The sequence below is a fragment of the Dryocola clanedunensis genome, from assembly GCF_038405435.1.
Classification (GTDB): Bacteria; Pseudomonadota; Gammaproteobacteria; order Enterobacterales; family Enterobacteriaceae; genus Dryocola; species Dryocola clanedunensis_A.
In genome coordinates, this window is record NZ_JBBYHZ010000004.1 from 105885 (window position 1) to 132763 (window position 26879).

At 57.8% G+C, this 26879-nt stretch carries 25 protein-coding genes; 5 read left to right on the forward strand and 20 right to left on the reverse strand.

The window, feature by feature from the left end; genetic code table 11:
- Positions 1–352 precede the first annotated feature (352 nt).
- Together AAE045_RS11010 and AAE045_RS11015 are read left to right on the forward strand one after the other, a co-directional pair.
- Positions 353–703, forward strand: coding sequence for a type II toxin-antitoxin system RelE/ParE family toxin (locus AAE045_RS11010; RefSeq protein ID WP_455547763.1), 351 nt, complete (start codon positions 353–355; stop codon positions 701–703).
- Position 704: 1 nt separating this feature from the next.
- A complete protein-coding gene (locus AAE045_RS11015) occupies positions 705–1004 on the forward strand; it encodes a helix-turn-helix domain-containing protein (RefSeq protein ID WP_455547764.1) in 300 nt (99 codons plus the stop codon).
- Here the strand turns inward: AAE045_RS11015 and flhE are convergent.
- The 3 genes from flhE to flhB are packed head-to-tail and all read right to left on the reverse strand — an operon-like array spanning position 995 to position 4624.
- Positions 995–1402, reverse strand: a complete 408-nt coding sequence (gene flhE, locus AAE045_RS11020) for a flagellar protein FlhE (RefSeq protein WP_455547765.1) — start codon at positions 1400–1402, stop codon at positions 995–997. The genes AAE045_RS11015 and flhE overlap by 10 nt on opposite strands.
- Positions 1402–3480, reverse strand: a complete 2079-nt coding sequence (flhA, locus tag AAE045_RS11025; protein ID WP_455547766.1) for a flagellar biosynthesis protein FlhA — start codon at positions 3478–3480, stop codon at positions 1402–1404. Before flhA ends, flhE begins: the two co-directional genes overlap by 1 nt.
- On the reverse strand, positions 3473–4624 hold the full coding sequence (gene flhB / locus AAE045_RS11030; RefSeq protein WP_455547767.1) for a flagellar biosynthesis protein FlhB: 1152 nt from the start codon (positions 4622–4624) through the stop codon (positions 3473–3475). The genes flhA and flhB overlap by 8 nt, the downstream gene beginning before the upstream one ends.
- Positions 4625–4891: 267 nt before the next feature.
- Here flhB and AAE045_RS11035 point away from each other — a divergent pair, with 267 nt between their 5' ends.
- Positions 4892–6397 (forward strand): deoxyguanosinetriphosphate triphosphohydrolase family protein, encoded by a 1506-nt coding sequence (locus tag AAE045_RS11035; protein WP_455547768.1) that lies wholly within the window; start codon positions 4892–4894, stop codon positions 6395–6397.
- A 16-nt stretch (positions 6398–6413) separates the two neighbouring features.
- Positions 6414–7169: a hypothetical protein gene (locus tag AAE045_RS11040; RefSeq protein ID WP_455547769.1), complete on the forward strand. Its 756-nt coding sequence runs from the start codon at positions 6414–6416 to the stop codon at positions 7167–7169.
- A gap of 292 nt (positions 7170–7461) precedes the next feature.
- On the opposite strand, the gene cheZ is transcribed toward AAE045_RS11040, so the two are convergent.
- The 11 genes from cheZ to AAE045_RS11095 form a co-directional block, all read right to left on the reverse strand.
- Positions 7462–8109: a protein phosphatase CheZ gene (gene cheZ, locus AAE045_RS11045; protein WP_455424859.1), complete on the reverse strand. Its 648-nt coding sequence runs from the start codon at positions 8107–8109 to the stop codon at positions 7462–7464.
- Positions 8110–8118: 9 nt separating this feature from the next.
- Positions 8119–8508 carry a response regulator gene (cheY, locus tag AAE045_RS11050; RefSeq protein WP_455424860.1) on the reverse strand — a complete coding sequence of 130 codons (390 nt, stop codon included), beginning with the start codon at positions 8506–8508 and terminating at the stop codon, positions 8119–8121.
- Positions 8509–8526: 18 nt separating this feature from the next.
- Positions 8527–9576, reverse strand: coding sequence for a protein-glutamate methylesterase/protein-glutamine glutaminase (locus tag AAE045_RS11055; protein ID WP_455424861.1), 1050 nt, complete (start codon positions 9574–9576; stop codon positions 8527–8529).
- Positions 9573–10439 (reverse strand): protein-glutamate O-methyltransferase CheR, encoded by an 867-nt coding sequence (cheR, locus tag AAE045_RS11060; RefSeq protein WP_455547770.1) that lies wholly within the window; start codon positions 10437–10439, stop codon positions 9573–9575. The genes AAE045_RS11055 and cheR overlap by 4 nt, the downstream gene beginning before the upstream one ends.
- 19 nt (positions 10440–10458) lie before the next feature.
- Positions 10459–12063 carry a methyl-accepting chemotaxis protein gene (locus AAE045_RS11065; protein ID WP_455547771.1) on the reverse strand — a complete coding sequence of 535 codons (1605 nt, stop codon included), beginning with the start codon at positions 12061–12063 and terminating at the stop codon, positions 10459–10461.
- 54 nt (positions 12064–12117) lie between these two features.
- Positions 12118–13791 carry a methyl-accepting chemotaxis protein II gene (gene tar, locus AAE045_RS11070; RefSeq protein WP_455547772.1) on the reverse strand — a complete coding sequence of 558 codons (1674 nt, stop codon included), beginning with the start codon at positions 13789–13791 and terminating at the stop codon, positions 12118–12120.
- A 149-nt stretch (positions 13792–13940) separates the two neighbouring features.
- On the reverse strand, positions 13941–14942 hold the full coding sequence (locus AAE045_RS11075; protein ID WP_455548052.1) for a Csu type fimbrial protein: 1002 nt from the start codon (positions 14940–14942) through the stop codon (positions 13941–13943).
- Positions 14943–14953: 11 nt separating this feature from the next.
- The gene (locus AAE045_RS11080; RefSeq protein ID WP_455547773.1) at positions 14954–17350 is read right to left on the reverse strand and encodes a fimbria/pilus outer membrane usher protein; all 2397 of its coding nucleotides are present in this window, start codon (positions 17348–17350) and stop codon (positions 14954–14956) included.
- Complete coding sequence (locus AAE045_RS11085; protein ID WP_455548053.1) at positions 17326–18072, reverse strand: fimbrial biogenesis chaperone; 747 nt, start codon at positions 18070–18072, stop codon at positions 17326–17328. The genes AAE045_RS11080 and AAE045_RS11085 overlap by 25 nt, the downstream gene beginning before the upstream one ends.
- Before the next feature lie 18 nt (positions 18073–18090).
- A complete protein-coding gene (locus AAE045_RS11090) occupies positions 18091–18594 on the reverse strand; it encodes a Csu type fimbrial protein (RefSeq protein WP_455548054.1) in 504 nt (167 codons plus the stop codon).
- A 74-nt stretch (positions 18595–18668) separates the two neighbouring features.
- A complete protein-coding gene (locus AAE045_RS11095) occupies positions 18669–19238 on the reverse strand; it encodes a Csu type fimbrial protein (RefSeq protein ID WP_455424867.1) in 570 nt (189 codons plus the stop codon).
- A gap of 414 nt (positions 19239–19652) precedes the next feature.
- Here AAE045_RS11095 and AAE045_RS11100 point away from each other — a divergent pair, with 414 nt between their 5' ends.
- Entirely contained in the window at positions 19653–20924 is a 1272-nt protein-coding gene (locus tag AAE045_RS11100) for a dicarboxylate/amino acid:cation symporter (protein ID WP_455547774.1), read from the forward strand.
- 68 nt (positions 20925–20992) lie between these two features.
- On the opposite strand, the gene cheW is transcribed toward AAE045_RS11100, so the two are convergent.
- The 6 genes from cheW to flhD all read right to left on the reverse strand — a co-directional run bounded on the left by cheW (position 20993) and on the right by flhD (position 26404).
- On the reverse strand, positions 20993–21496 hold the full coding sequence (gene cheW / locus AAE045_RS11105) for a chemotaxis protein CheW (protein ID WP_455424869.1): 504 nt from the start codon (positions 21494–21496) through the stop codon (positions 20993–20995).
- A 16-nt stretch (positions 21497–21512) separates the two neighbouring features.
- The gene (gene cheA / locus AAE045_RS11110) at positions 21513–23513 is read right to left on the reverse strand and encodes a chemotaxis protein CheA (RefSeq protein WP_455548055.1); all 2001 of its coding nucleotides are present in this window, start codon (positions 23511–23513) and stop codon (positions 21513–21515) included.
- Positions 23514–23523: 10 nt separating this feature from the next.
- Positions 23524–24456, reverse strand: a complete 933-nt coding sequence (motB, locus tag AAE045_RS11115) for a flagellar motor protein MotB (protein WP_455547775.1) — start codon at positions 24454–24456, stop codon at positions 23524–23526.
- Positions 24453–25346 (reverse strand): flagellar motor stator protein MotA, encoded by an 894-nt coding sequence (motA, locus tag AAE045_RS11120; protein WP_455424871.1) that lies wholly within the window; start codon positions 25344–25346, stop codon positions 24453–24455. Before motA ends, motB begins: the two co-directional genes overlap by 4 nt.
- 125 nt (positions 25347–25471) lie before the next feature.
- Positions 25472–26050: a flagellar transcriptional regulator FlhC gene (gene flhC / locus AAE045_RS11125; RefSeq protein WP_455547776.1), complete on the reverse strand. Its 579-nt coding sequence runs from the start codon at positions 26048–26050 to the stop codon at positions 25472–25474.
- 3 nt (positions 26051–26053) lie between these two features.
- Positions 26054–26404 (reverse strand): flagellar transcriptional regulator FlhD, encoded by a 351-nt coding sequence (flhD, locus tag AAE045_RS11130; RefSeq protein ID WP_455547777.1) that lies wholly within the window; start codon positions 26402–26404, stop codon positions 26054–26056.
- Between the last annotated feature and the right edge of the window lie 475 nt (positions 26405–26879).

Here is a 26879-nt window from a genome sequence, read left to right on the forward strand (position 1 = left end):
AAACCTTTTCGTTTTTGCCACGCCTTTGCGGAAGCTGGCAAAAACGCAAAGAGTGTCGGCATCCGCATCCCGTTTATAAAACATGGGTTCGTTTTTATCAAAAGGCAGGGTTAAAAATGAGAAGTGACGACGGAATGGGCCTGCGGGAGATGAGGCTTAAGGCAGGCGATTATTTTGCTTTAAGTTCCGTCATTGCGTGACATCCCGCAGTTCATGTCATACCCGGTTGGGAAATGAAAAGAGATCCTTAGAATCAGGACGTTTTTAACAGCGGCGGCGTACAGCCTTCTCTTTTTATTTCATAGCCAAAAGGCTATGATGCGTTTATAGCCTTTTGGCTATGGGACCTGATATGTGGAAAGTCATAACAACGGATGTTTTTGATAGCTGGTTTTTGGCGCAGGATGAGGCGCTGCGGGAAAGCGTACTGGCCGCCATGGACGTGCTGAAGAAAATGGGGCCGCATTTAGGTCGCCCTCACGTCGACACGCTTAAAGGCTCGGGCTTTGCCAATATGAAAGAGCTGCGGGTGCAGCATGCCGGAGCGCCTGTCAGGGCCTTCTTTGCCTTTGACCCCGCACGCCAGGCCATTGTGTTATGCGCCGGAGATAAAACCGGCGCTAACGAAAAACGGTATTACCGCCGGATGACCGCACTTGCGGAAAGTGAATATCGTCGTCATCTGGCCAGACTGGAGAAGTAATATGTCGACCTATGAAGAGCTGCTTGCGAAGCAGAGTCCGGAAAGCCAGAAGCGGATCGCCCAAAAGGCCGATATTCTGCTGCGGGAAGTCATACTCAGCAAATTACGCGAAGAGCTAAACATGTCACAAACGGAGCTGGCCCGCGCCATTGGCGTGTCCCAGCCCACGCTGGCTAAGATGGAAAACCCCGGAAACGACCCGCGGTTATCTACCCTGAAGCGCTACGTCACGGCGCTGGGCGGCGAAATGAGCATTGATGTCAGGCTACCCAACGGCAGGACGATCGAGTTTCATCTCTGACCGGCCTGGCTGTAATTCACAATCACCTGGTTGCTGCGCACGCGCAGCGGCGGGAAGAGCTTGCCGCCGCCGGGGACCTCCCAGACAAAGCGCAACGGTTCGCCAGCCGCCACGTTCGTTAATCCCCGAGTTGTGCCGCTTTGCCCTTCGATGGGGACGCAGCGGGTTTGAGAGCAAAGCTTCACCAGCAGCCCGCCCGGCGTGGGGCCAGTCAGTTCGTAGCGCCAGGCGACCAGCGTCATCATGCCGTTTACCGGCTGCGACGGGGCCAGCGGGCGGGAGGAAGCAACAACGCCGCGATTGCTGAGGGTTGCCCCCATCCCGCTGGCCTGCCAGCTCCCCTCACCTGCAGCCTGGGCAACTACCGGCAGCAGCACCGCTAACAAAAGCGCGCGCATTACTTCGCTCCTATTGTGGCGGTCATGCGGATATTGCGGTTGTCGGACAGCTCAAGGCTTGAGAGCACCACCAGCTGCGGCAGGGTGCGGCGCAGGAAGCGGGCCAGCAGCGGTCGCAGCGCATGATTGACGAGCAGCACCGGCGGCGCCCCCAGCATCTCCTGGCGCTGCAAGGCATCCTGAGTTTGTTCGAGCAGCCTGTCAGCCAGCCCCGGCTCCAGCCCGCTTCCGCCCTGCAGGGCCTGAAGCAGCAGGCGCTCGAGCGCGGTATCCAGGCCAATTACCTGCACTTCGCCCGTCCCCGGGAACCACTGCTGGGTAATGGCGCGGCCTAACGCCACGCGCACGACGGCGGTCAGCTCATGGGGATCGCTCTGGACTGGCGCATGTTCGGCAAGCGTTTCCAGAATGGTGCGCATATCTTTAATCGGCACCTTCTCGGCGAGCAGGTTTTGCAGCACCTTATGCAGGGTGGTCAGCGTCACTACGCCGGGCACCAGATCTTCCGTCAGCTTCGGCATCTCCTGGGTTACCCGGTCGAGCAGCTGCTGCGCCTCCTGGCGGCCAAACAGCTCCGGGGCGAACTGGCCAATCAGGTGGTTAAGGTGCGTGGCGACAACCGTACTCGCCTCCACCACCGTAAAGCCCTGAATCTGCGCCTGCTCTTTCAGGGCGCTTTCAATCCACGTGGCCTGCAGACCAAAGGCCGGGTCGATGGTCGACTCTCCCGGCAGCGTACCGGCCGCGGTGCCCGGGTTAATCGCCAGCCAGCGTCCTGGATAGGCGTCCCCGGAGCCAATTTCAACGCCCTTCATCAGGATGCGGTAGCGCGCGGGCGGCAGGTCCATATTGTCACGGATGTGCACCACCGGCGGCAGGAAACCCATCTCCTGGGCGAATTTTTTCCGGATGCTGCGAATGCGTCCCAGCAGCTCGCCGTCCTGCTGGAAGTCAACCATCGGGATCAGGCGATAGCCCACCTCCATGCCCAGCGAGTCCTCAAGCTGGACGTCGTTCCAGGTCGCCTCTACCGCCTGCGGATTCTCCGGCATTTTTACCGGTGCCGGGGCCGCAGGCGCGGCCATCTGTCGGCCACGCATCCACCAGGCAAGCCCCAGCAGCGCGGCGGTAAACAGCAGGAAGACAAAGTTCGGCATCCCCGGCACCATGCCCAGCAGGCCAAGCACCGCGGCGCTTAGCAGCATCACGCGAGGGTTATTAAACAGCTGGGTGACCATCTGTTCGCCAACGTCCTGGTCCGTCGCCACGCGGGTGACGATGACGCCCGCCGCGGTGGAGATAACCAGCGCCGGGATCTGCGCGACCAGGCCGTCACCGATGGTCAGCAGCGTGTAGCTCTCCGCCGCCGCGCCAACGGCCATATCATGCTGCAGCACGCCGACCAGCAGGCCGCCGACCACGTTGATGGCCATGATCATTAGCCCGGCAACGGCATCGCCGCGCACGAACTTGCTCGCCCCGTCCATCGACCCGTAGAAGTCCGCTTCCTGGGTCACTTCCGAACGGCGTTTTTTCGCTTCTTCTTCGCCAATCAGGCCCGCGTTAAGGTCGGCGTCGATGGCCATCTGCTTGCCCGGCATCCCGTCCAGCACGAAGCGCGCGCCCACTTCGGCGATGCGCCCGGCGCCCTTGGTGATAACCATAAAGTTGATGATCACAAGAATGATGAACACCACGATGCCGATGGCGAAGTTACCGCCCACCAGGAAGTGGCCGAAGGCTTCCACCACGCGACCCGCAGCGCCCGCACCGGTGTGACCCTCCATCAGAATGATACGCGTGGAGGCAACGTTCAGCGCCAGGCGCAGCAGCGTGGTAAACAGCAGAACGGTCGGGAACGCCGCGAACTCGAGCGTGCGCTGGGTGAACATCGCCACCAGCAGCACCATGATCGACAGCGCGATGTTAAAGGTGAACAGCAAATCCAGCACGAACGCGGGCAGCGGCAGCACCATCATCGACAGGATTAGCAGGATGAGCACCGGCCCGGCAAGAATTTGCCATTGCCCGGATTTCATGGAGCCGGGCAGACGCAGTGCCGCGAGCAGATTAGCCATCGGAGTCCTTCTCATTCGCAAAGTCCAGTGCTTCTGGCACCGGCAGGTTTTCAGGTTTTTTCGGGATCAGGCCGCCCGCCACGCGCCAGCGTCTGAGCTGCCAGACCCAGGCGAGCACTTCCGCCACCGCAGAGTAAAGCTGGCCTGGGATCTGCTGGCCGATTTCGGCGTGGCGATAGAGCGCACGGGCGAGCGGCGGCGCTTCAAGCGTTGGAATACGGTGTTCGTTAGCGATTTCACGGATGCGCAGCGCCACAAGTCCAGCCCCTTTGGCCAGCACCTTCGGCGCGTTCATTTTTTTCTCGTCGTACTGCAGGGCCACGGAGTAGTGCGTCGGGTTGGTGACGATGACGTCGGCCTTCGGCACGTCGGCCATCATGCGGCGGCGGGCGACCGCGCGCTGCTGCTGGCGAATGCGGTTCTTAACGTGCGGATCGCCTTCCTGCTGTTTGTACTCGTCGCGAATGTCCTGACGGCTCATGCGCAGCTTTTTCAGGTTGCTGAAAATCTGGAAAAAGACGTCAAAGCCGACCATCGGGATAAGCCCCAGCACGATGAGCAGCCCGCAGGCCGCCACGATGTCCAGGGCGTGGCCCAGCGCGGCAATCGGTGGTTCGCTCATCAGCCGCATCATGTCCGGCCAGTTGTGCCACAGGTACCAGGCCGTCACCGCCCCCACCAGCAGCGCTTTTAAGAAGGCTTTGAGTAATTCCGCACCGGCCTGCGCGGAAAACAGACGCTTCAGCCCGGGCAGCGGGTTGAGTTTGCTGAACTTAAAGGCAATGGATTTACCGCTGAACAGCAGCCCGCCGAGCAGCATGGGCGCGGCGATAGCCACGATCACCAGCCCTCCCATCAGCGGCAGCAGCGCCCAGACGGCCTGCTTAATCAGCAGGCTGATTTGATTCACGATGAGGTGCGGGTCGTTAATGATGTTGTGATCGAAGTGCAGCCCGGCCGCGAGCATCGCCGCCAGCTGCCGGGCGAGCGGCTCGCCGCCCATCCAGATAATGCTCAGCCCCACCAGCACCATCAGCAGCGAGGTTAATTCGCGGGAACGCGGGATCTGCCCATCCTCACGAGCCTTTTCAAGCCTGTGGGGTGTGGGGGCTTCTGTTTTATCCTCTTCGCTATCTTCAGACACCGCTTTCAGTCTCGTGGCCGCAATTCCAGGCACAGCATGCCAGAGCCGCAGTGGACTAATGGGGGGAAAATAGGGGGAAAAGTGCGTTTGTTTGTGTGTTCAGACTCGATGATCCCTTAGCCTGAGCATGTTTCATTCACTTTCATCTGGTTTTGCGAGAAGCCCCGAAAGTTTGAAATATCAAATGAGTAACCGCTATCCTGCAAAAGTTCACTTTGTTATTTTCTCTCCCTAATGGATAAAATCCGGACAATAAAGGGATAAAAAATGCAGTGGACTAAACTTCTTAACAGCAATCGCCGTAAAGATAAAAACGCTCAAAATTGCAAGGCTACCCCCTCCGATACGGGTGGTGGCAGGCTTGAGATTGAACGGGATTACGATCGAATATTATTTGCGGCACCTACCCGCAGGCTTGCTGATAAAACTCAGGTCTTTCCCCTGGATAAAAATGATCATGTGCGCACGCGTTTAACCCATTCGCATGAGGTTGCAAATCTAGCCCGGGGTATCGGTATCAGACTCGCATTTGAGTTCAAAGACAAAGTATTCATCGACTTACCGGAAGACTTTACCGTACAGCGTAATGTTCCTGCCCTACTGGCTGCAATCGGCCTTGCTCATGACCTGGGCAATCCCCCCTTTGGACATCAGGGTGAAACTGCAATGCAACAGTGGTTCCAGGCTGCACTAAAAGATGAAAAGGAGACGAGCAATGAGATTTATAACGATTTTCGACATTTTGATGGTAATTCTCAAACGTTGAGATTAGTGACTAAATTACAAATTCTCAGTGACAATTTCGGTTTAAACCTGACTTATAGTACGTTAGCTTCAATGATCAAATACCCCCGCTCCTCCAGGGATAATTCAAACACCATCTGGAAAAAACATGGCTACTTCTTCTCTGAAGAGGCCATAGTTAAAGAGATATGGGAAGAAACAGGATTAAAAGAAGGTATTCGTCATCCTTTTACTTATATCATGGAAGCCTGTGATGATATTGCCTACTCCGTACTTGATGCAGAGGATACAGTAAAAAAAGGACTGACCTCTTTTCACGATCTCATAGATTTTCTTTCATGTTGGAACGAGGATCACACACAGAATGCTGATGAAGTTATTAAAGATGTCGTAGCATATAGTAAAAATAAAAACAAGACCTTCGCCGATGCCAAATTAAAACTTTCCCCAAGTGAACTCAATGACACAAGCATGCAAATGTTCCGTGTTCGCGCAATATGTAAATTAGTCGAGTCGGTAGTCGAAGCTTTTATTGAAAACCAAGATAAATTTTTAGATTTGAATTGTGAAGTTTCGGATCTTATTTCATTGAGCAACGGGAAGAATCTCTGTAAAGCCTTAAAGAAATTTGACCAAACTCGTGGCTACAGGCATCGTTCTGTATTAGAACTTGAGTTGAAAGGATCTAATTATATTAAAGGAATTATGGACATGTTATGGGTTGGTATACATGGACATAAAACTGATGATGAAAAAGAAGAGGAAAAGGCACTTAAGAAAGCTTACCCAGATTTCTTGCCGCGAGAAGAGTTCAAATCTGCTACCCCCTTTGGTAAATACGCGTACGGTAGAATTTCCGAAAACTATCGGCGAATTTTTGAACAAACGGAAGAGGCACCAGAACTTCCACGCCTTTATAAAGAGGTTCAACTCCTGGCCGATGCCGTATCAGGCATGACAGATAGTTATTTGATTGCCCTGCACGATGAGCTAAAATTACTGTATGAGTATGAACACAGTCTCAACTAATCGAAATCTGAAGCGGATGGTACAAGGCTTTTTCGCTTCAGATAAGAATGAACGACAGGCAGCGAATACCCTCCTTGAGGCGCTGTCCAGGCACGCTCATCTTTACATTTTTGGCGGAATGATTCGCGATATTGGCCTATCTGGCAAAAAAGATGATTTTTCAGATATTGACCTCGTTTTTTCCGGCACCCGTGAAGAACTTGTGAACGCACTGAAATATGTTGGGATTGATAGTTTCCTTGAAAATAAGTTTGGGGGTTATCGCCTGAAGCATTTCCAGGTGGAATATGACATATGGAGTCTTGAAGATACCTGGGCTTTCAGAGAAAAGCTTATTTCCCTGGACACAATTCATAGCTTACTGCATACACCGTTGATGACGTGGGATGCGGTAATTTATGATGTTAAAGAGAAAAGATTAATTACCCCTCCCAATTACTTACAAGACCTCATAAATCGTCGACTGGATCTTGTTCTGGAGCAAAACCCAAATGAGAAGGGCTCCATAATAAGGATACTCAGAACCATTTATGCTAAAGATGTCATTACTTTAGGCAGCAAACTCTGTGATTACCTCCGGTGTAATCTTAATCGGTATAATCGTGAAGAGCTTCTGGATTATGAATTGCTGCACTTTGGCAGCAATATAATGAATCATACCCGAATAGAAAAGCTTGTTAACACCCTACAGGAATGCCAGGAGGGTGAGGACATTATTATCAATCATTATAAAAGAAAGCAAAATTTACGTCCGCATTATCATGCCGAATAAGGATATTATGTATGCATGGATTAATAAAAACCTGGAAAACCATCCCGACCAAAAGCGAATATCTGCAAAAGTATCACCTTGAAACTAAGGTATGTCATAAGTGTGGCTCAGATCGTTTTTTAGATGTTGGGCTAATGAGCCTCGTATCCCACAGGCGAACAATCCTCTGCGCAAAATGCAAAACCACTCTCTTTCGTGAAGAAGATTAACTCTCTTTGTAGGGAGATAAGGCCAGGGCGCGTCATCCACCGCTGATACTACGGATGACGCGGGCCCTTCCCGTTCTGCGAAATCAGAACCCTAAGCTATCCAGCAAATCGTCAACCTGATCCTGGCTTGCGACGACGCCTGCGGCGCTGGTGTCCATCTGCGGGCCGTTGAGCAGGCCGTCGCCCGCGCGTTTGCTGCGCGCGTCCGGCTCCGGCATGTTTTCCAGCAGCACCATTAACAGCTGGCGCTCGATCTCCTGGATAACGTCCATCATGCGCTTGATGACCTGGCCCGTCAGATCCTGGAAGTCCTGGGCCATCATGATTTCCAGCAACTGGGCGTTGGTGAAGCTGGTGTGCTCCGGCACGCCCGACAGGTAGCTGCGGGTGTCGCTCACCAGCTCTTTGGCATCGCTCAGCTCAATCGGGTTTTCGAACCAGGCGTCCCAGCGCCCGGTGAGCGCCTTCGCGCCGGACTCGAGTTTGTTCTGGTGCGGCTGCGAAAGCTCGACGCAGTTCAGCGCGCGCTCTGCGGCCTGGGCGGTCATCTGCACCACGTAGTCCAGGCGGTCGCGGGCGTCCGGAATCGCTTCCGCCGCTTCGGCAATCGCCTGGTCCAGGCCCAGCTCGCGCAGGCTGTCGCGCAGCATGCGGGTCAGGCTGCCAATCCGCGCAATAATGTCATTTGGCGACTGATGAAGCTCCATCGCCGGGTTTGTGGATGAGTGCATCTGCGCCTCCTACATGCCAAGCTTTTCGAAGATCTTGCCCAGCTTCTCTTCAAGGGTTGCGGCGGTAAATGGCTTCACCACGTACCCGCTCGCCCCGGCCTGTGCTGCCGCGATAATGTTCTCTTTCTTCGCTTCCGCCGTGACCATCAGCACCGGCAGCGCCGCCATCGCGCCATCGGCACGGATGGTTTTCAGCAGCTCCAGCCCGTCCATGTTCGGCATGTTCCAGTCGGAGATAACGAAACCATAGCCGCCGGACTGCAGTTTATTCAGCGCGTCCACGCCGTCTTCCGCCTCTTCGACGTTGTTAAACCCCAGCTCTTTAAGCAGGTTACGCACGATGCGACGCATGGTAGAAAAGTCATCCACCACCAGAAACTTAAGCTCTTTGTCTGCCATAAAATTCGGGCTCCATTGTTAAATACGTATTGCCTGTCCGGCACTAATTTTCGCCAGCATCTGCTGGCTTATCTGGCTTAAATCGACCACTTCGCTGACGCCACCGCTGTTGATGGCCTCACGCGGCATGCCGAACACCACACAGCTTGCTTCATTCTGGGCGAGAGTCCACGCCCCGGCCTGGTGCATGGCCAGCATCCCGGCGGCACCGTCATTACCCATTCCGGTGAGGATCACCCCCACGGCGTTGCGCCCGGCAAACTTCGCCACCGAATGGAACAGCACGTCCACCGCCGGGCGATGCCGGTTTACGGGCGGGCCGTCATGTAATTTGATTTGGTAGTTTGCGCCGCTGCGCGACAGCTCCATGTGCTTATCACCGGGCGCAATATAGGCGTGACCGGGCAGCACGCGCTCGCCGTCTTCTGCTTCTTTCACCGCAATCTGGCACAGTTTGTTCAGCCGCTCCGCAAAGGAACGGGTGAAGCCAGGCGGCATATGCTGGGTAATCAGCACCGCCGGGCTTGAGAGCGGCAGCGGCTGCAGCACGTGGCGAATGGCCTCGGTTCCCCCGGTGGACGCCCCAATGGCGATCAGTTTTTCAGAGCTGAGCAGCGGCCCGGCTTTTAGCTGTGCCGGAGCAGCGGCAGGCGCGCGGGCCGCCAGTTTTGCGCGCGAGGCGGTGCGCACTTTCTCGGCGATCGTCTCGCTGTAGGCCAGCATCCCTTCACGAATGCCCAGCTGCGGCTTGGTGACAAAATCGATCGCCCCCAGCTCCAGCGCCCGCAGCGTCACCTCCGAGCCTTTGCCGGTCAGCGACGACACCATCACCACCGGCATCGGCCGCAGGCGCATCAGCTTCTCGAGGAAATCCAGCCCGTCCATGCGCGGCATCTCAACGTCCAGCGTCAGCACGTCCGGGTTAAATTTTTTGATTAAGTCACGGGCCACCAGCGGGTCCGGCGCGGTGGCCACCATCTCCATGTCGCTGTGGCTGTTAATAATTTCTGTCATGATCTGGCGCATCAGGGCGGAGTCATCGACGGACAGCACTCTTATTTTTGTCATGATCTTTCCTTACTCAGCCCGTACACCGTCTGCCCACGCAGCCAGAACTCACGACTGAGGTTACTGAAGTTCTCTGAATGCCCGGCGAACAGCAGGCCGCCGGGCTTCAGCAGAGGAACAAAGCGGCTCAGAATCTCCTGCTGCGTCGTTTTGTCGAAATAGATCATCACATTGCGACAGAATATGGCGTCGAACTGGCCGGGGATCGGCGCCTGCTTGTCCAGCAGGTTGATCGGCGCAAAGTCGATGTGGCCCGCCAGCTCGCTGCGCACCCGAACCAGGCCTTCGTGCGGCCCGGTGCCGCGCATGAAGTAGCGCTGCATCTGCTGGGGCGAGAGCGTTTTCAGCTCCTCCTGGCGATAGACGCCGCTCTGCGCTTTTTCCAGCACCTGGGTGTCGATATCGCTGGCAAAGACCTTCCAGCGCCCCGGGGCCAGTCCCAGCACGTCGGCAAGGGTAATGGCGATGGAGTAAGGCTCCTCGCCGGTTGAGGCCGCCGCGCTCCACACCCGGTATTCGCCGCCGCGCTTGCGGGCGTGGTCCGCCAGCACCGGGAAGTGGTGCCCTTCGCGGAAGAACGCCGTCAGGTTGGTGGTCAGCGAGTTAATAAACGCCTGCCACTCCGCGCTGTTAGAGTTCGCCTCGAGCAGGCCGAGGTAGCGCCCGAAATCATCCAGGCCCAGCGTGCGCAGGCGGCGGACCAGACGGTTGTAAACCATGTCCCTTTTGTGGTCCGCCAGCACAATCCCTGCGCGCTGGTAAATCAGTTGGCATATCCGACGGAAATGGGTGTCGGACAGCGGCAGACGCTGTGTCATCTGTAACATTAATGACGGTTGTCCATTAGACAGGGGTGATGTCATAGCGCCTTCTCAGTCACAATCAGGGGGTGACCAGCACCCCGGAGGTTTCAAATTCCCCGGTTTCGCGTTGGCTATCTACGCTAGCCAGTTTAAAGACGCTGACCACGCCAGACAGCTGTTCAGCCTGGTTTGCCAGCGCGTCGGTTGCGCCTGCCGCCTCTTCCACCAGGGCGGCGTTCTGCTGGGTAACCTGGTCCATCTGGCTGACCGCCAGCGCCACCTGCTCAATGCCGCGGCGCTGTTCGTCCGAAGCGGAGGCGATTTCACCCATAATGTCGTTCACCTGGGTCACGGAGCGGACGATCTCCGCCATGGTAGACGCCGCGGTATCGACGAGCTTCGAGCCCTGTTCGACACGATTCACCGACTCTTCGATCAGCACTTTGATCTCTTTGGCGGCCTGCGCGCTGCGCTGGGCCAGGTTGCGAACCTCTCCGGCAACGACGGCAAACCCCCGTCCCTGCTCGCCTGCGCGGGCGGCTTCTACCGCCGCGTTCAGCGCCAGAATATTGGTCTGGAAGGCGATACCGTCGATAACGCTGGTGATATCGCCAATTTTCTGCGAGCTGCCCGCGATGTCGTGCATGGTGCGCGCCACGTTTGCTGCCTGATCGCCGCCCTGCTTCGCGGTGTTGGCCGCGGCGCGGGAAAGCTGTGCGGCCTGGCGCGCATTTTCGGCGTTCTGCCCGACCGTGGCGGTCAGCTGCTCCATGCTGGCGGCCGTTTGCGCCAGCGACGCGGCCTGCTCTTCGGTCCGCGCGGAGAGATCGTTGTTCCCTGCCGCAATTTCAGCAATGCCGGTGTGCATCGCGCTGCTTCCCTGCCGCACCTGGCTGACCGTCTCTTTCAGCGCCTGCTGCATGTTTTTCAGGCTCTGGAAGATCTCAGAAATCTCGTTGCGCCCGAAGACCAGCACCGGGCTTGCTAAATCTCCCGCCGCAATGCGTTCGAAGTGGCTGCGCACGATGGCCAGCGGCTGCACAATCATCCTGCGTGACCAGAGAATGGAGCCGATCAGCAGCAGAATGGCAATCACCGTCGCGGAGCCGAACAGGACCGCCGAAATATGATAATTCTTCTGGCTGTCGGCGCTGGCCGCCGCCACGATGTCATTAATACTTTGCTGCCAGGCGTTGAAGTTGGCGTCAAAAATATCCTGCGACTTCTGCACCGGCGCGCCGAGGAAATCCGACAGCTGGTTGCTTTCAAGCCAGGTCGACTGGTGCTGTAAATCGTCACGATAGGCGCCGTAGCTTTGCTTCGTGGAGGCCAGCATCTCCTCGCCCTCTTTGCTGGTCGGCGGGATCGCGAGGAACTGGTTAAACAGCATGTCGGCCTGCTTCAGGCTGCCGCGCGCCGTGGCCATCAGACGCTTGATGTCTTCCGGCGGGTAGCTCAGGGCGGTCAGCGTTCCGGCACGGCTTAACGCGGTGCTGGCCTGCAGCAGCGCGGCCCGGCTTTGGGTCAGCGTATCCCGCTGCTGGTTGCTCGCCTCGACCATTTTGAGGTTCTGAAAATCATCGCGAAAAGCCCAGAAGGACAAACCATTACTGCCAATCTGCAGCGCGCCGCAGAGGATCAAAATCAGGATCAGACTGGTCGATAAACGGAGACGGTTTAACATCAAAGCTTTCCTCGGCCGGCACGTCTGCCGGCGTAATCAGTTGTCAGTGTGTAGTCAGAAAGTTTCCCAATTATCATCGCCACCGGCGGCTGCCGGTTTACGCAGGCTGAGCGCCGATGCGCTCTGCAACTCACGAGGGGCGGTTACTGCGGCAGTCCGTTGCGCGCCGCTTCCGCTTTTCAGGCGGAATGCAGCGACAGATTGAGTCAGCAGGCTGGCCTGCTCTTCGAGCGCGGCGGCGGCAGAGGCGGACTCTTCTACCAGCGAGGCGTTCTGCTGGGTTACGCGGTCCATTTCCGAAACGGCAAGCGCCACCTGGTCGATGCCGCGGCTCTGCTCGTCGGAGGCGGAAGCAATCTCCCCCATAATGTCGGTGACGCGGGTGACGGCGCTGACGATATCGCTCATGGTTTCCCCGGCGCTTTCCACCAGCACGGAGCCGGTATCCACGCGGGATACGGAGTCTTCTATCAGGGATTTGATCTCTTTGGCAGCCTGGGCGCTGCGGCTTGCCAGGTTACGGACTTCCCCTGCGACCACGGCAAAACCACGTCCCTGCTCTCCGGCCCGCGCGGCTTCTACCGCCGCGTTAAGTGCGAGAATATTGGTCTGGAAGGCGATGCCATCGATCACGCTGGTGATATCAGCAATTTTCTTTGAGGAACCCGCAATCTCGTGCATGGTCCTGACCACGCCATCAACAACTTTGCCGCCGCGAGAGGCGGTTTCCGACGCGCTTAGCGCCAGCTGCGAAGCCTGACGGGCGTTCTCGGCGTTCTGCTTCACGGTTGCGGTAAGCTGTTCCATGCTCGCGGCGGTTTCTTCCAGCGACGCGGCCTGCTGTTCGGTACGGGATGAGAGGTCGTTATTGCCCGCGGCAATTTCCGTGGCGCCGCTGTAAATCGCATCTGATCCGTCGCGCACGCTGCCGACGGTAACGATCAGCTCCTGCTGCATATGGCTGACGCTGGCGGCCAGCTGGCTGATTTCGTTGCGCCCGTCGCTGTTGATGTTTTCGGTCAGGTTGCCGTTGGCGATTTCGCGGATGTGGCCGATAACCACGGTAAGGGGTTTAAGCAGGATGCGGCGCATCCCCAGCCACACCAGCACGATAACGGCGGCCAGCGCCAGGGCAAGCCCGGCAATCTGCCATTTGGCGAAGCGGTAGTCGGCGGTGCTGGCAACGTAAGACTGCTCGTACATGCGGTCATTCAGGGCAATGTATCGTTTATAAACCTCTTCCAGCGCGTTTTGCTTACCCTGGGTGGCCTGGGCAAAATAGGCATCGAGGTTGCCGTTTTCCAGGAAACCAATCAGCTCGCCAAGCGCCTGATTATAGTTCTGAAAATCATCGTCAATGTCTTTGACTACCGCTTCCATCTCCGGGGAAATAGGCGCGATCTGCCTGAACGCCGCATAGTGCTTCTGGGCATCGGCCAGCGACGTTTTGGCGCCTTTCAGCAGTTCTGTTTTCGCCGCGCTTTGCCCGTTAGCGGCATCCATCATGGCGCGAGCCGAAGAGCGGCTGAGGTTGATGCGGGTTTGCAGCAGCAGGTTCCAGGTCTGGGTCAGCTCAGACTGCTGAACGCGCAGTTCGCGGGAGACTTTAAAGCTGTCGTTATTCTCTTTCAGAGCGTTAAAAAACATGCCGCCCGACATAAGCTGCAGCAGCGCGAAGACAATCAGCACCATCATCAGCATGGTGACAACGCGAATACGGTTCAACATATAACACCCTATGAATAACTTGATATCGGTGTTATCGGCATGGGGTGGCGGAACTTTACGTGAAATTAGCGTCAGGTGAGGCCCGCCAGCAGATAGCTGAATTCATGCCACCCGCACTGGCCATGCCACGCCAGATGAAGACTCAGTAATCAGAATGCAATATCCACCACCAGCGTATCCGTATAGGTCCCGGCAGGCGGCGTGGTCTGGGCTGTCAGCACTTTGGCGACGTAGTTGTAGCTGCGCAGCAGGCCGTCGGTGCTGACCGACGACGACACGCCGCTTGCCCAGCGCTCGGCGCCCAGGCTGCCCCAGCGGTCGGTGCCGTTGGATTTATAAACCTCATAGTTCATGAAGCTGCTGCCGCTCGCCATGCGTCTTACCGTGCCGCTGGGATGGATGCCGTTATCCAGCCCCACGGTATAGGTGCTGCCCTTGGTGCAGGTGATGCCGACGGTCTGGGAGACGCTTTTGAAGTTCTGCACCAGCGGCGCGCTGTCAAAGTTTACCGTCGGGGCGGAGATAGCGGTGCAGTCGTTGGTGACGGTCAGGGAGAGCGTGGTGGTCGGGGAGCCATTCCCCGACTGGTAGGCCAGGCAGACCGCCACCCCGAGGCTGCATATATTCCAGTCGACGCGAAAGTTAAGCACCACCCGATAGGGCCCGGCGCTGACGTTCTGCCCGGCTACCGTCCTGAAGTAGAGCGGCAGGTCGTAGCGCTTGCTGCTCAACAGGCCAAGCAGGGTCGCGCCGCTCCAGGTGTAAGTGCCGCCCACCTGCACCTCGCTGTTGTTGGCGCAGGCCGCCTGCCCACAAATAATCACGGGCACGTTATCGGTATTGGCCGGAACATCCGTTCTGCGCAGCGAGCCGCGCGTTCCGGTCGCCGCCGGGGTAGCGCTGACGTAGGTCAGCGTGACGCTGTCCGAGGTGAGCAGGTTCAGCACCGTATCGCAGCTCAGCGACAGCGTTGCCGAGGTGGACTGCACGGTGGTGTTAACCACAAACGAACTCTGCGTGCCGAACGATCCCGTATTCGACCCGCTTAAGGTGCAGGCCGCCCGCACCGGCGCTGCCAGGAACAGCAGCAGCAGCCCCAAAAGCAGGCAGATTTTTGTAGGGCGGCTAAGCGCAGCGCCATCCGCCAGCATGCCGCGGGCCGTCACGGTGCCTCCCGGCGGCAGGTCAGCGGCCCGTAGGTATTGAGCTTGTGATCGGTTTTCTGCGCCAGGGTAAGCGTGACGGTACAGCGCCTGCCGTCCGGCGTGGTGATGGTCAGCGGGTTGACGTCATGGAGATCTTCAAGGTAAGCGATGCCGTCATATCCCACCGGTACGGGCGGCTGCAGCCTGCGGTAGACCTGGCTCGATACCGGCAGCGGCCTCCCTGCTTCGTCGTGCAGCACCACGCTTGCCACCCGCTGCTGCTCCATCGGGAAATCGAGCAGGTATCCCGAGTGGCGACGCAGGGCAATACGCTGTTCGGTATGTTTCAGCGCGGTATCCGCAGGCAGGTTCAGCGTGTTAATGCTGTAGCTGGCGGGGTAGTAAGAGGAGACGCCGCTGATCAGCAGATAGCCGTCGTCGTCGGTGGTGCCCATCGGCTGGTTTTCATAATTCACCGTCACGTCACGATGGCCGTCGGTGCTCACCACCACAAACGCATCGTTAACCCGGTTAGCGGCGAACAGCGTGTTGTCCATCATCACCAGCGAGCCGGTCATTTCGCCCCACTGGGTATAGCCGTTGCGCTGGCCGTATGCGCCGCCCTGGAGTTCAACCTTATTGTTGCGCCAGCCAAGCGTAGCCTGCTGGTAGTCGTCGGTCTGGCTCTGGTGGGCATAGGCCATATTCCAGCTGAAGCCGCCGTCGCTCGGCATGGCGTGGCTGTAGTTCACCCGCTGGGTATTGCCCGCATCCGGCGTGTTTTCCACGCTGAACGCCACGTTGTCCTGGGTGCCGAACGGTACCTGCAACGAAAGCGCCATCGTCCAGCCGCTGGTCGCCGGATCGTGGCTGGCGGCGAGATAAAAGCTGCTGTTGCCCCACAGGTTTTTGCTCCACGACAGGTTGAGCAGCTGGGTTTTCTCATCGTCGAAGCTGCGCACGTCGATCCACGCCGCGCCAACGTTGCCGTAATCGCCCATGTTAAACGACAGCGAATACTGGTCGGTGCTGCGGCTCAGGCTGGCAATGGGCTGATGGTCGTCGTCGTAAAGATCGGGCGAGTCGTACAGCGCGAGGTTGCCGAAGGTGCGGTCGCGGTGGCTGTGCTGGGTGCCGATGTTAAACCAGTCGGTATTGTACTGATAACCCCAGTTTATCTGCTGGCCCCCTTTGCCGCGCATTTCGCTGCGGGAGTAAGCGCCGTTGACCACGCCGAAGCTGCCGAGCTTAACCAGCGTCCCCAGCCCGCCCAGCGCCAGAGATTCTGCCCCTTCCGCGTGGCTTTCCATCGTCCAGTAATCGCTGATGCCGTAGCGGTAAGAGCCGCTGGCCACCGCCGGGCCGTAAGAGAAGTTTTCCAGCCCGTAATCCCTGCGCAGGCTGCCGAGCGTGATGGCTCCGTCGCTGAGGCCGGGCTTCAGCAGCTCGCTGGCAACGTAGAACGGCAGCGTTGTGAAAACCTGACGGCCCAGCGCATCCGTCGTGACCAGTACCGCATCCCCCGAGCCGTTGACGTACGGCAGGTTGGTCAGGGTGAACGGGCCGGGCTGCAGGTCGGTGCTGCCGGTCCGGTAGCCGTTGATGAAGACGTCGACGGTGGAAGGCACGGCCGCCTCGCCGGAGAAGGCCGGGAGGGGATAGGTGATTAAGTCAGGGCGCAGGGTGAAGTCGCGCCCGAAAGAGACGCCGCCCATGCGCACGCTGCTGCTCCAGCTCAGGGCATCGCTGACCACGTCCCCCGCCGACCAGCTTAAAACATCGTCTTCGTCGGTGCCGGTCAGCGTGGTGTCATAGCGCCGGTAGCCGTCATTTTCACTGTCGTAGCCGGAGAATTGCTGGCGGAACGTGCCGGTGCTGGAAAGGCTGTAGCTGCCGCTGAAAATCCGCAGCTCGTGCCAGGCCGTGGCCTGGGAGCCGCCGTTTTGCGTGTTGCTGGCGTAGACGTCGTAGTTAAGCAGCGCGCCGGTTCCGCTCAGGGCTTTTACGCGCGAGTCGCGCTTGCCGAGCACCAGCGCCTGTTCGGGCAGCCAGGCGTTCGGTACCGTCAGCAGCAGCCGCTGGCCCGCGCTGTCGTAGCTGGATCTGACGGCGGCCAGCGAAGAGACGTTGACCTCCCCGACGGGGAGCTTGTCCGCCGGTAATCCGGCACGCTGCAGGTCGGCGCTGGCCACAAAGTACTGCCCGCTACTCTCGGTGACGGGCACCACCTGGCCGCTGTCCCACTGGTTAAACACCAGCGACAGATGATAGACCGTTGCGGCGTCTGACTCCTGTGCCCGCGGCGGCGGCGGTAGCACATCATCCCCGTCGTCGGCGCTGGCGCCGGGGGACAGGGAGGAGAGTAAGATCGCCATCGGCAGCAACCGGGTTAGTTGACCGGCGCGGATTGCCATACATCGTCAGGCGCATTGATCGAAGCGGACAGCTGCGTCGGACGCGTCATGGACGCAGGCAGCGGCCAGGCGCGCTCGCTGTTGGGCAGTACGTAGCCCATCAGCCCGTCCGCTAACACCCGCTGCTGGCTCCCCTGCGCAAGCGTAACTTTGCTCAGCCGCGCGTGGACGTTGCCCCGATTGGACACCTGAAGCGCGGGTTTGCCGCCGTCGTTGATGACGCGCCAGGAGAGCTGGCCGGGATCGGCGTTGGCGTGGTTGCTGGCCGCCTTTTGCGTGGCGATGCCGGGGCCGTAGGCGAACAGAGGGATGGAGTAGCGCATCTGGAGCTTCAGCCCCATCTGCGGCTTATTGTTGTCGGAAGGCTGGGGAATTTCATCCACCACGATGCGGTAGGCCTGCTCCTGATTGGGCGGCACGGTGCTTTGTTTAATCAGTCGAATAAGCTGTTTGCTGCCGCCACTGATGTTAACAATCGGCGGGCTGGCGACCACGTCCTGCTGCTGCTGATAGCGCTCGTGTCCGCCCTCCTGCTGCCAGCGCACCACCCTCACCTGCATGGTGGTGGCGCTGGTGCCCTGATTCTGGATCCACAGTTCCGCCGCCTTCGCGTCGGCGGCCAGAAACGGGTCAATGGGCCAGATGAGAACGTTGCTGGCGGCTCCCGCCTGCCAGGCGGCCAGTAAGCCCAGCGCCGCGCCGGCTCCCCTTATCCACTGCATCATGTTGCTTCTCCCTGATTACCATGACAGCGTCACGGTGAGTTGGTCGGTATAGGTTCCTGCCGGGCTGAACCCCGTTAGCTGCGCCGCGCCGAACAGGGGTAGCGTAATGTTATTGCTGTCGGTGTAGGCCACCGTCACCGCCTGGTTCACCAGAATTTCGCTGCTCGCGGTCAGCGAACTGGTGGTATACAGCCGGTACGGCACCGCGTCCGTTCCCCCGGTGCGCACCATGCGGCGCACGCTGGTGTAATTCCGCCCGCCGTCGATGGCCATGCTCAGCACCACGCCCGGCGTACAGGCAAGGGCCAGCGAACCGTTAGGCACGAAAGCCGCGCTGGTAATGCCGCTCTCGACGCCCGAGTGCGTGCCAAAGTTAAACGTCCCGAATACCGCGCCAGTCCCGGTGGTCACCGAACAGCCCGGCGTTATGGTCGCCCCTACCTGAAAAGACCGGCTGGTGACGGTCAGCGCGCTGGCAGAGGAGATAAAACACGCGGCAAGCAGCGTTAATCCGTGGATTTTAAGCAAAGCGAAGCCCCCGGCAGTCGCTGCTGCCTGTCCATTTCCTTTACAGATTGCGGTTGCTGCGTGGGCTAGTAAGTCACGCTCACGTTAATGGTGTCGGTGTAGGTGCCGGGGTTGACCGTTACGCTGTTTCCCCCGCCCTGAATGCGCCCGTAGACAATATAGTTGTCCACGCCTGCGGTAGTTGACGCTTTCGGAATAGCCGTATTGTTGGCGATCACGTTGGCAAAAGCGTTGTCGCTGTAGATGCTGTAGGCGACGCCCTGGGTCGCATCCGCCGTGTTAATCAGATAGCGGGCGGGCGTGCCCGGCGTGCCGACGGAGGTGGCTGGCGCGCCGTTGGTGCTGCCGGTCACCTGCACGGTATAGGTGGCCCCGTTAGTACATTGCACGCCGAAGCTGTTGCCCCCTGCCGCACCGGTAAGCGTAGTGGTCAGCGTTGAGAAGGTCGCCGGGCTGGTGCCGAAGTTCAGCGTACCGAAATTGATGCCGTTCTGGGCAGGCGAGCCGTTGATCAGACAGCCGTTAGTGAGGGTTAGCGTGGCGCCGATGGTCCCGCTGCTGGTCACGGCCTGAGCCGAGGTTGCGCCAAGTAACAGGCTACTGCCGCACAGCGTCAGAATAAGGATTTTATTCATTGTGTCGTCCCCAACGTGAATGAAATACAACCGCGAAGAGAAACCCAACGGTCGGCCAACGAAAACTCTCTAATAATTAGAAATTTAGTTTAGGGTCGGGGAATTAACCAGCGCGGCAGGTCAATACCAGTCGAATGGCGTATTGACACAATTAAACATTATTTTTCAGCGGGTTGGCTTGTTTTTAAGGGGCTGTAATTGCAACCTGAACAAGATATATTCATTCATGTGTGATCTGCGTCACGATATATCATCAGTGACGCTAAACAAACAAAACGAATAAAAAGTAAAAAAAAGTTGAAAATCATGTCCGGTTAATTCAATTTATTAAACGAATATATCCGAGCCAATTATAAATATTACATATGGTTCAATAAGTTAATGGGTTGTTAATCAGACAGGGGTTTCAGGCAAGTGGCAAGTTCAAACAAACTCACGCTGTTCATTATTCTTTTTATGATCGCGGGGATCTTAAGCGGTGCGGCTATTCATGAGTACGCGCCCGCAGAGTCAGTCAAAAGTTACGCCAACAACATCACGCTGTTCACCGATATTTTCTTACGCCTCATCAAAATGGTTATCGCACCGCTGGTCTTCAGCACGCTGACCGTGGGCATTATGAAGATGGGCGAAACCTCCACCATTGGCCGCATCGGCGGCAAAGCGATGGTCTGGTTTGTCTCCTCTTCCGTGCTGTCCATTCTGGTCGGCCTGTTTGTGGTGACGGTGACCCACCCCGGCGCGGGCATGAACCTGCAGGTTCCGGCGGGCGACGTGCAGACCGGCCTTGCGGTGAGCGGCATGTCCCTCAAGGCCTTTATTTCCCATACCATTCCCACCAGCATTGCCGGCGCGATGTCAGATAACGAGATCCTGCAAATCGTGGTGTTCTCTATGTTCTTCGGCATCGCGGGCGCGTCGCTGGGCGAGAAGTTCAACGCTCCGCTGGTTGCCGCCCTGGACGTGGTTTCCCATATCATGCTGAAGGTCACCGGCTACGTGATGTACGTTGCGCCGCTGGCGATTTTCGCCGCCATTTCGTCGGTGATTGCCACCGAAGGGCTGGGGATCCTGCTCAACTACGCGTCGTTTATCGGCGGCTACTATGTGGCGATTGTCCTGACCTGCCTGGTGCTGATAAGCGTGGGCTACATGGTGCTGAAGGCGGATATCTTCCGCCTGCTGACCATGCTCAAAGATCCGGTGCTGGTTGCCTTCACCACCAGCAGCTCCGAGGCGGCTTATCCTAAAACGCTCGATCAGCTCACGCGCTTCGGCTGCTCGCGCAACATCGCGTCGTTCGTGCTGCCGATTGGCTACTCCTTCAATCTGGTGGGGTCGATGGTCTACTGCTCGTTCGCGTCGATGTTCATCGCCCAGGCCTACAATATCCACCTTAGCTTCTCGGAAATCGTAGTGCTGATGCTGACGCTGATGCTCGCCTCGAAGGGGATTGCCGGCGTGCCCCGCTCCGCGCTGGTGGTGCTGGCGGCGACCATTCCGAGCTTTAATATCCCGGTGGCGGGCATTCTGCTGCTGATGGGTATCGACCACTTCCTGGACATGGGCCGTTCGGCCATTAACGTGCTGGGCAACGGCGTGGCGACGGCGATGCTTTCAAAAAATGAGGGGATGCTGGAAGAAGAGCGTTCTGCCGGAGAAGAGGTCGTCGTAAACGGCGGATGACGCTGACGCTTATCCGCCCTACGCGATAAATTGTAGGGCGGATAAGCCTGCGTCATCCGCCACAAAAATCACGCCACGCGGCTGGTCGCGATGTCCACCAGCGCCATCTCTTCGCTGTTCAGCAGCTTCTCGATGTTCACCAGGATCAGCATGCGGTCGCCCAGCGCGCCGAGGCCGGTCAGGTATTCCGTTGACAGCGTGACGGCAAACTCCGGCGCCGGACGGATCTGTTCAGCCGTCAGGGACAGCACGTCAGACACGCCGTCCACTACAATTCCCACTACCCGCTGGCCTAGGTTAAGCACGATCACCACGGTGTTTTCGTTGTACTCCACGCCCGTCTGCTCGAACTTCACGCGCAGGTCGAGAATCGGCACGATAACGCCGCGCAGGTTGGTCACGCCTTTGATAAACGGCGGCGTGTTGGCGATACGCGTCACCTGATCGTAGCCGCGGATTTCCTGCACTTTCAGGATGTCGATGCCGTACTCTTCGTCACCCAGGGTGAATACCAGGAACTCCTGCCCGGATGGCTCCCCGGTCAGTTTTGTCACATTCGTTAATCCGGTCATTTGTGTACCTATTTTCTTAACATGTTGGGAGGGCGAGCGTGCCCGCCAGACGTTGTTCACGGTTTAAAGTTTGCAGCGCGGAGACGTCCACAATCAGCGCCACGCTGCCGTCGCCGAGGATAGTGGCCGCAGAGATACCCGGCACTTTGCGGTAGTTGCTCTCAAGGTTTTTCACCACCACCTGATGCTGGCCAATCAGCTGATCGACCAGCAGCGCATAGCGGCGGCCCGCGCTTTGCAGAATAACCACGATGCCCTGCGTCGCTTCGGTTTTCGCCCCTTCCACGTCGAAGAGCTGCCAGAGTTCCACCAGCGGCAGGTATTCGCCCCGCACTTCCAGCACGCGTTCGCCGCCCGCCAGCGGGTGCAAATCATCATCCTTCGGCTGGAGGGATTCCATCACCGCGTTGAGCGGCAGGATAAAGACTTCATTGGCCACTTTGACCGACATGCCGTCGAGGATCGCCAGCGTCAGCGGCAGCATAATGCGGATAGTGGTGCCCGCCCCCGCCCTGGACTGGATCTCAACGTGGCCGCCCATCTCCTGGATATTTCGTTTCACCACGTCCATCCCCACGCCGCGGCCGGAAACGTCCGTCACCTGCTCGGCGGTGGAGAAGCCCGGGGCGAAGATCAGCATGCCCACCTCGTCGTCGGACATGCTTTCGCTGACCGCCATCCCCTGCGAGAGCGCTTTGGCAAGGATGCGTTCACGGTTAAGCCCGGCGCCGTCGTCGGTCACTTCGATGCAGATGTTGCCGCCCTGGTGTTCAGCGGAGAGCGTCAGGTTACCGACTTCGTGCTTGCCCGCCGCGCGGCGCTTATCCGGGGATTCAATGCCGTGATCGAGGCTGTTACGCACCAGGTGGGTCAGCGGGTCGATAATGCGTTCGATGAGGCTCTTGTCCAGCTCGGTGGAGCTGCCCAGCAGGGTCAGCTCAACCTGCTTGTCGAGCTTGCTCGCCAGGTCGCGGACCAGGCGCGGGAAGCGGCTGAACACGTACTCCATCGGCATCATGCGGATGGACATCACCGACTCCTGCAGGTCGCGGGCGTTGCGCTGGAGCTGGCCCATGCTGGTGATAAGCTCCCCGTGGTTTACCGGATCCAGCTCGTTGGAGCGCTGGGCCAGCATCGACTGGGTGATCACCAGCTCGCCCACCAGGTTAATCAGCTGGTCAACTTTTTCCACCGCCACGCGGATGCTGGTGGATTCACTTGCCCGCGCTGCCGGTTTCGCTTCACGTTCGGCGCGAACGGCAGGCTTAGCCACTTCAGCAACTGCCGCGGATGGCACCACGGCTACGGCTGGCGCGGTTTCTTCCACGACTTGCGCTACCGCCGCGCCGGCTGGCATCGGCAGGAATTCAATCTGTTCAGGTTCGATAACGAAGCAGAGCACGGCGGTGATGTCGTCCGCGCTGACGCTGGTTTCAAGCGTCGCCACAATGCCGGACGCGGCTTTTTCGACGTCGCTCACGGTGCCGAGGTTCGACAGCTCTTCGAGCAGCAGATCGCGCTCGCTCTCTTTCAGGCCGCTAATCGCCACGCGCAGCCTGCCGTCGCTGGCGGCTGGCGGCTCGTTTTTCTCGACCACCGTCAGTTTTGCCGGGGCCGCTGGCTGCTCGCCTTTGGCCTCAAGCGCCAGCTGGCGCAGCGCTTTGCAGATGTAGTCAAAGCTCCCGGTGTCGGGCTGTTCGGAGCTTTTATAGGCGTCCAGCTGTTCCTGCATAATATCTTTGGTTTCCAAAAACAGGTTGATGATATCGGTGTTCAGTTGCATCTCGCCCCGGCGGGCTTCGTCCAGCAGGTTTTCCATCAGATGCGTGGTTTCCTGAAGAATGCTGAAGCCAAACGTGCCCGCCCCGCCTTTAATCGAGTGGGCGGCGCGGAAGATGGCGTTCAGCTGTTCGGCATCCGGCGCCTCCGGCACGAGGCTCAGCAGATGCTGCTCCATGTCGGCCAGCAGCTCGTCGGCCTCGTCAAAAAATGTCTGATAAAAATCGCTGATATCCATACTCACGCTATCACCTCGTATCCGGTAGTGGCGGCAAAGGGCTCTGCGCCGGCGCCACGGCGGCAGGTTCTTTCAGAGTGCTCAACGGCTGGTTGTCGCTCTCTGCGTTCTCATGCACGATGGCCTGTTCGGCCTGTTTGTTCAGCACCAGCAGGCTGATGCGGCGGTTTATGGCGTCGTCCGGGCCGCGGTCGGTCACGCGCATCGTGGAGGCCATCCCCACCACGCGCAGCACTTTACCGTCGGTCAGCCCGCCGTACATCAGCTCCCGGCGCGAGGCGTTGGCGCGGTCGGCGGACAGCTCCCAGTTGCTGTAGCCCAGTTCGCCACGGGCATACGGCAGGTCGTCGGTGTGGCCCGACAGACTGATTTTGTTGGGAATATCGTTGAGCAGCGGCGCGATGCTGCGCAGGATGTCGCGCATGTAGGGTTCAACTTCGGCGCTGCCGTTTTTAAACATCGGCCGGTTCTGACTGTCGATAATCTGAATGCGCAGCCCTTCCTGCACCAGATAGATTTGCAGATGGGGCCGCAGCGCGCGCAGTTTCGGATCCGCCTCAATCAGCTGATCCAGCTCCACGCGCAGGCGCTTCAGGCGGTTGGTCTCCATGCGCTTTTTCAGCTCATCGATGTCGGGATTCTTTTTCACCTCGCCCTGCTGCTGGGTCACGTCGTCGCCGCCGCCGGGGATCGGGCTTGAGCTGTCGGCAATGCGCTGCCCGCCGGTAATGGCGGCAGAGAGCGGGGTTTTAAAATAGTCGGCGATCTGCGCCAGCTCTTTCGGGCTGGAAATTGAAATTAGCCACATCACCAGGAAGAAGGCCATCATGGCGGTCATGAAATCCGCGTAGGCGATCTTCCACGAGCCGCCGTGGTGTCCTCCGCCGTGCCCTTTGCTCTTACGCCGCCTTACGACGACGATGGGATGGGCCTGATTTTTCATACTTCTTCTTCCGTTGCCCGCGCCTGGGCGTTCGGTGAACGAACGGCGCGCACGTGCTCTTCCAGCTCGACGAACGACGGACGTTCGCTGGAGTAAAGCGTTTTACGCCCAAACTCTACGGCGATCGGCGGCGCGTAGCCGTTGAGGCTGGAAAGCAGCGTCACCTTGACGCACTGCATCATCTTGGTGGTTTCCGCGCTTTTCTGGCGCAGCACCGTTGCCAGCGGCGAGATAAACCCGTAGGCCAGTAAAATACCCAGGAAGGTCCCCACCATCGCGTGGGCTATCAGCCCGCCCAGCTCGGCGGCGGGACGGTCGGCGGAGGCCAGGGCGTGAACCACCCCCATCACCGCGGCAACAATACCGAACGCGGGCAGGGAATCCCCCATCATCGCCAGGCTGTTGGCGGGGATTTCCGTTTCGCTTTCGTGGGTTTCAATTTCTTCGTCCATCAGGGCTTCAATTTCGAATGTATTCATATTTCCGCTAATAATCAGGCGTAAATAATCAACAATGAAGTCGAGCATAGTGGCATCTGCTAAAATACGCGGGTAGCTGGCGAATATTTCACTTTCTTTCGGATTCTCAATATCCCGCTCGAGGGAAAACATTCCCTGCTGGCGGGATTTGGCCATCAGGCGATAGAGCAGCGCCATGAGATCCATATACATACTTTTGGTGTATTTCGAACGGCGAAATAACAGCGGCAGCGCTTTTAACGTGCCTTTGATAGCCTTGCCGTTATTGCCGACAATAAATGCGCCGATACCCGCGCCGCCGATGATGACAAATTCCGCAGGCTGATAGAGCGCGCCCAGATGACCTCCGGTCATCATATAGCCGCCAAATACTGTCCCGAGTACAACCAGGTAACCTATTAATATCAGCACGAGTCAGTCCTTCTGCTGTGGTGTGTGGCGAGGACTTTCAGGGAGGGGCGCGGCTCCTGCGTCGGGCAAAAAAAAGCAGCGGTAATCGCTTACCGCTGCTGGAGTGCTCGTACACACAGAGCCTGTTAAACGGCCTGTTCTACCTGTTCATCCAGCAGTTGTGGAATAATATCGGCAGTACTGGCGGAAAGTTTACGTCTTTTTACCGCTCGTGATGGCGGCTGGCACAAACTGCAGGCAAAGCTGCCGACGGGCTGGTGAGCATGGGTGATAAAGTTGCCGTCGCAGCAGTTACAGCGGCTAAGCTGGAGCATGCCGCTTTCGACAAATCTGACCAGCGTCCAGGCGCGGGTCAGCGCCAGCAGCGGACCTTCGGGCTGAGACGGGCATTGTTCCAGATAGAGGCGGTAGGCTTTAATCACGGCATCGACCCCGGTGCACTGGCCGCTGCGCAACAGGAATTGCCAGATGTTGCAGAACATCGAGGCGTGAATATTCTGCTCCCAGGTCATAAACCAGTCCGTGGAAAAAGGCAGCATGCCTTTTGGCGGTGGGCTGCCCCGCAGCTCTTTGTACAGCTTGATCAGGCGGCCGCGGCTCAGCTGCGTTTCGCTCTCAAGCATCTGCAGCCTGGCCCCCAACGTAATGAGTTCCATCGCCAGCTGGATGTCGCGCGCTTCCTGAACAATGCTTTTCTCGCTCATTTGTTATGCCCTTTTTTTCTTCGGTGCCTCGTCGCTGGCTGACACCTCATTTAATAAGCGGGTGGATAACAAAATACCCGTATGAATTTGCTGTAAATCATCCACACGCGAGTCCTGCGTTAAGCGATTAATAGTCTGGTTGTCATTAAAGCGGAACTGACAAATCAGCTGGTTGGTCTCTGCTAATTTAACCATCTGCGGCAGCGTTAATTCGCGCAGGGTAGTAGCCATATCCTCGGTGATACCCAGGCGGAACATGGCCGATGCTTTATCCTGACTAATAAGGCGTTGTGCGAGCAATAAATACGACAAATTAATGTCGTAGATATGTTTCAGTAACTCGGATGTATGCATTTTTCCCATCCCGAATAACCAACTATTATTTTATGCGGTCAGACCGCACCCCGTGATGTCGCCGGGTAGAACCCGGTAAAAGTGAAGCAAAAAGTAACGGCAAAAAATGCATTAGTTGATGTCGTGCATCGCCAGTCCTGGCTGTCGCTGAGGCAACATCCGCTTCGCTGACAGAACACTTAACGTCTTTCTTAATTTTCTTACAAAAAAACTAAGACTTTTCCTAATTCCGGCAAACTCTACTCGTAGCCCATAGCACATACAATGCAGCCAAACGCGATTTTAGAATTTATGTGACAGAGATCACATAAATTTATCATATACATTAACCAAAACCATCAGCACGGCTTTTCAATTGGCTGTTTTGCAATCAATTCAGGCGCTTCCCTTTCGTCCGAAAGGGAATAGCGTTACCGCCCTGTTACAACCTGATGACTTTTCTATGGTTTTCCCTGGCAGCGGTGATGTAAAACTG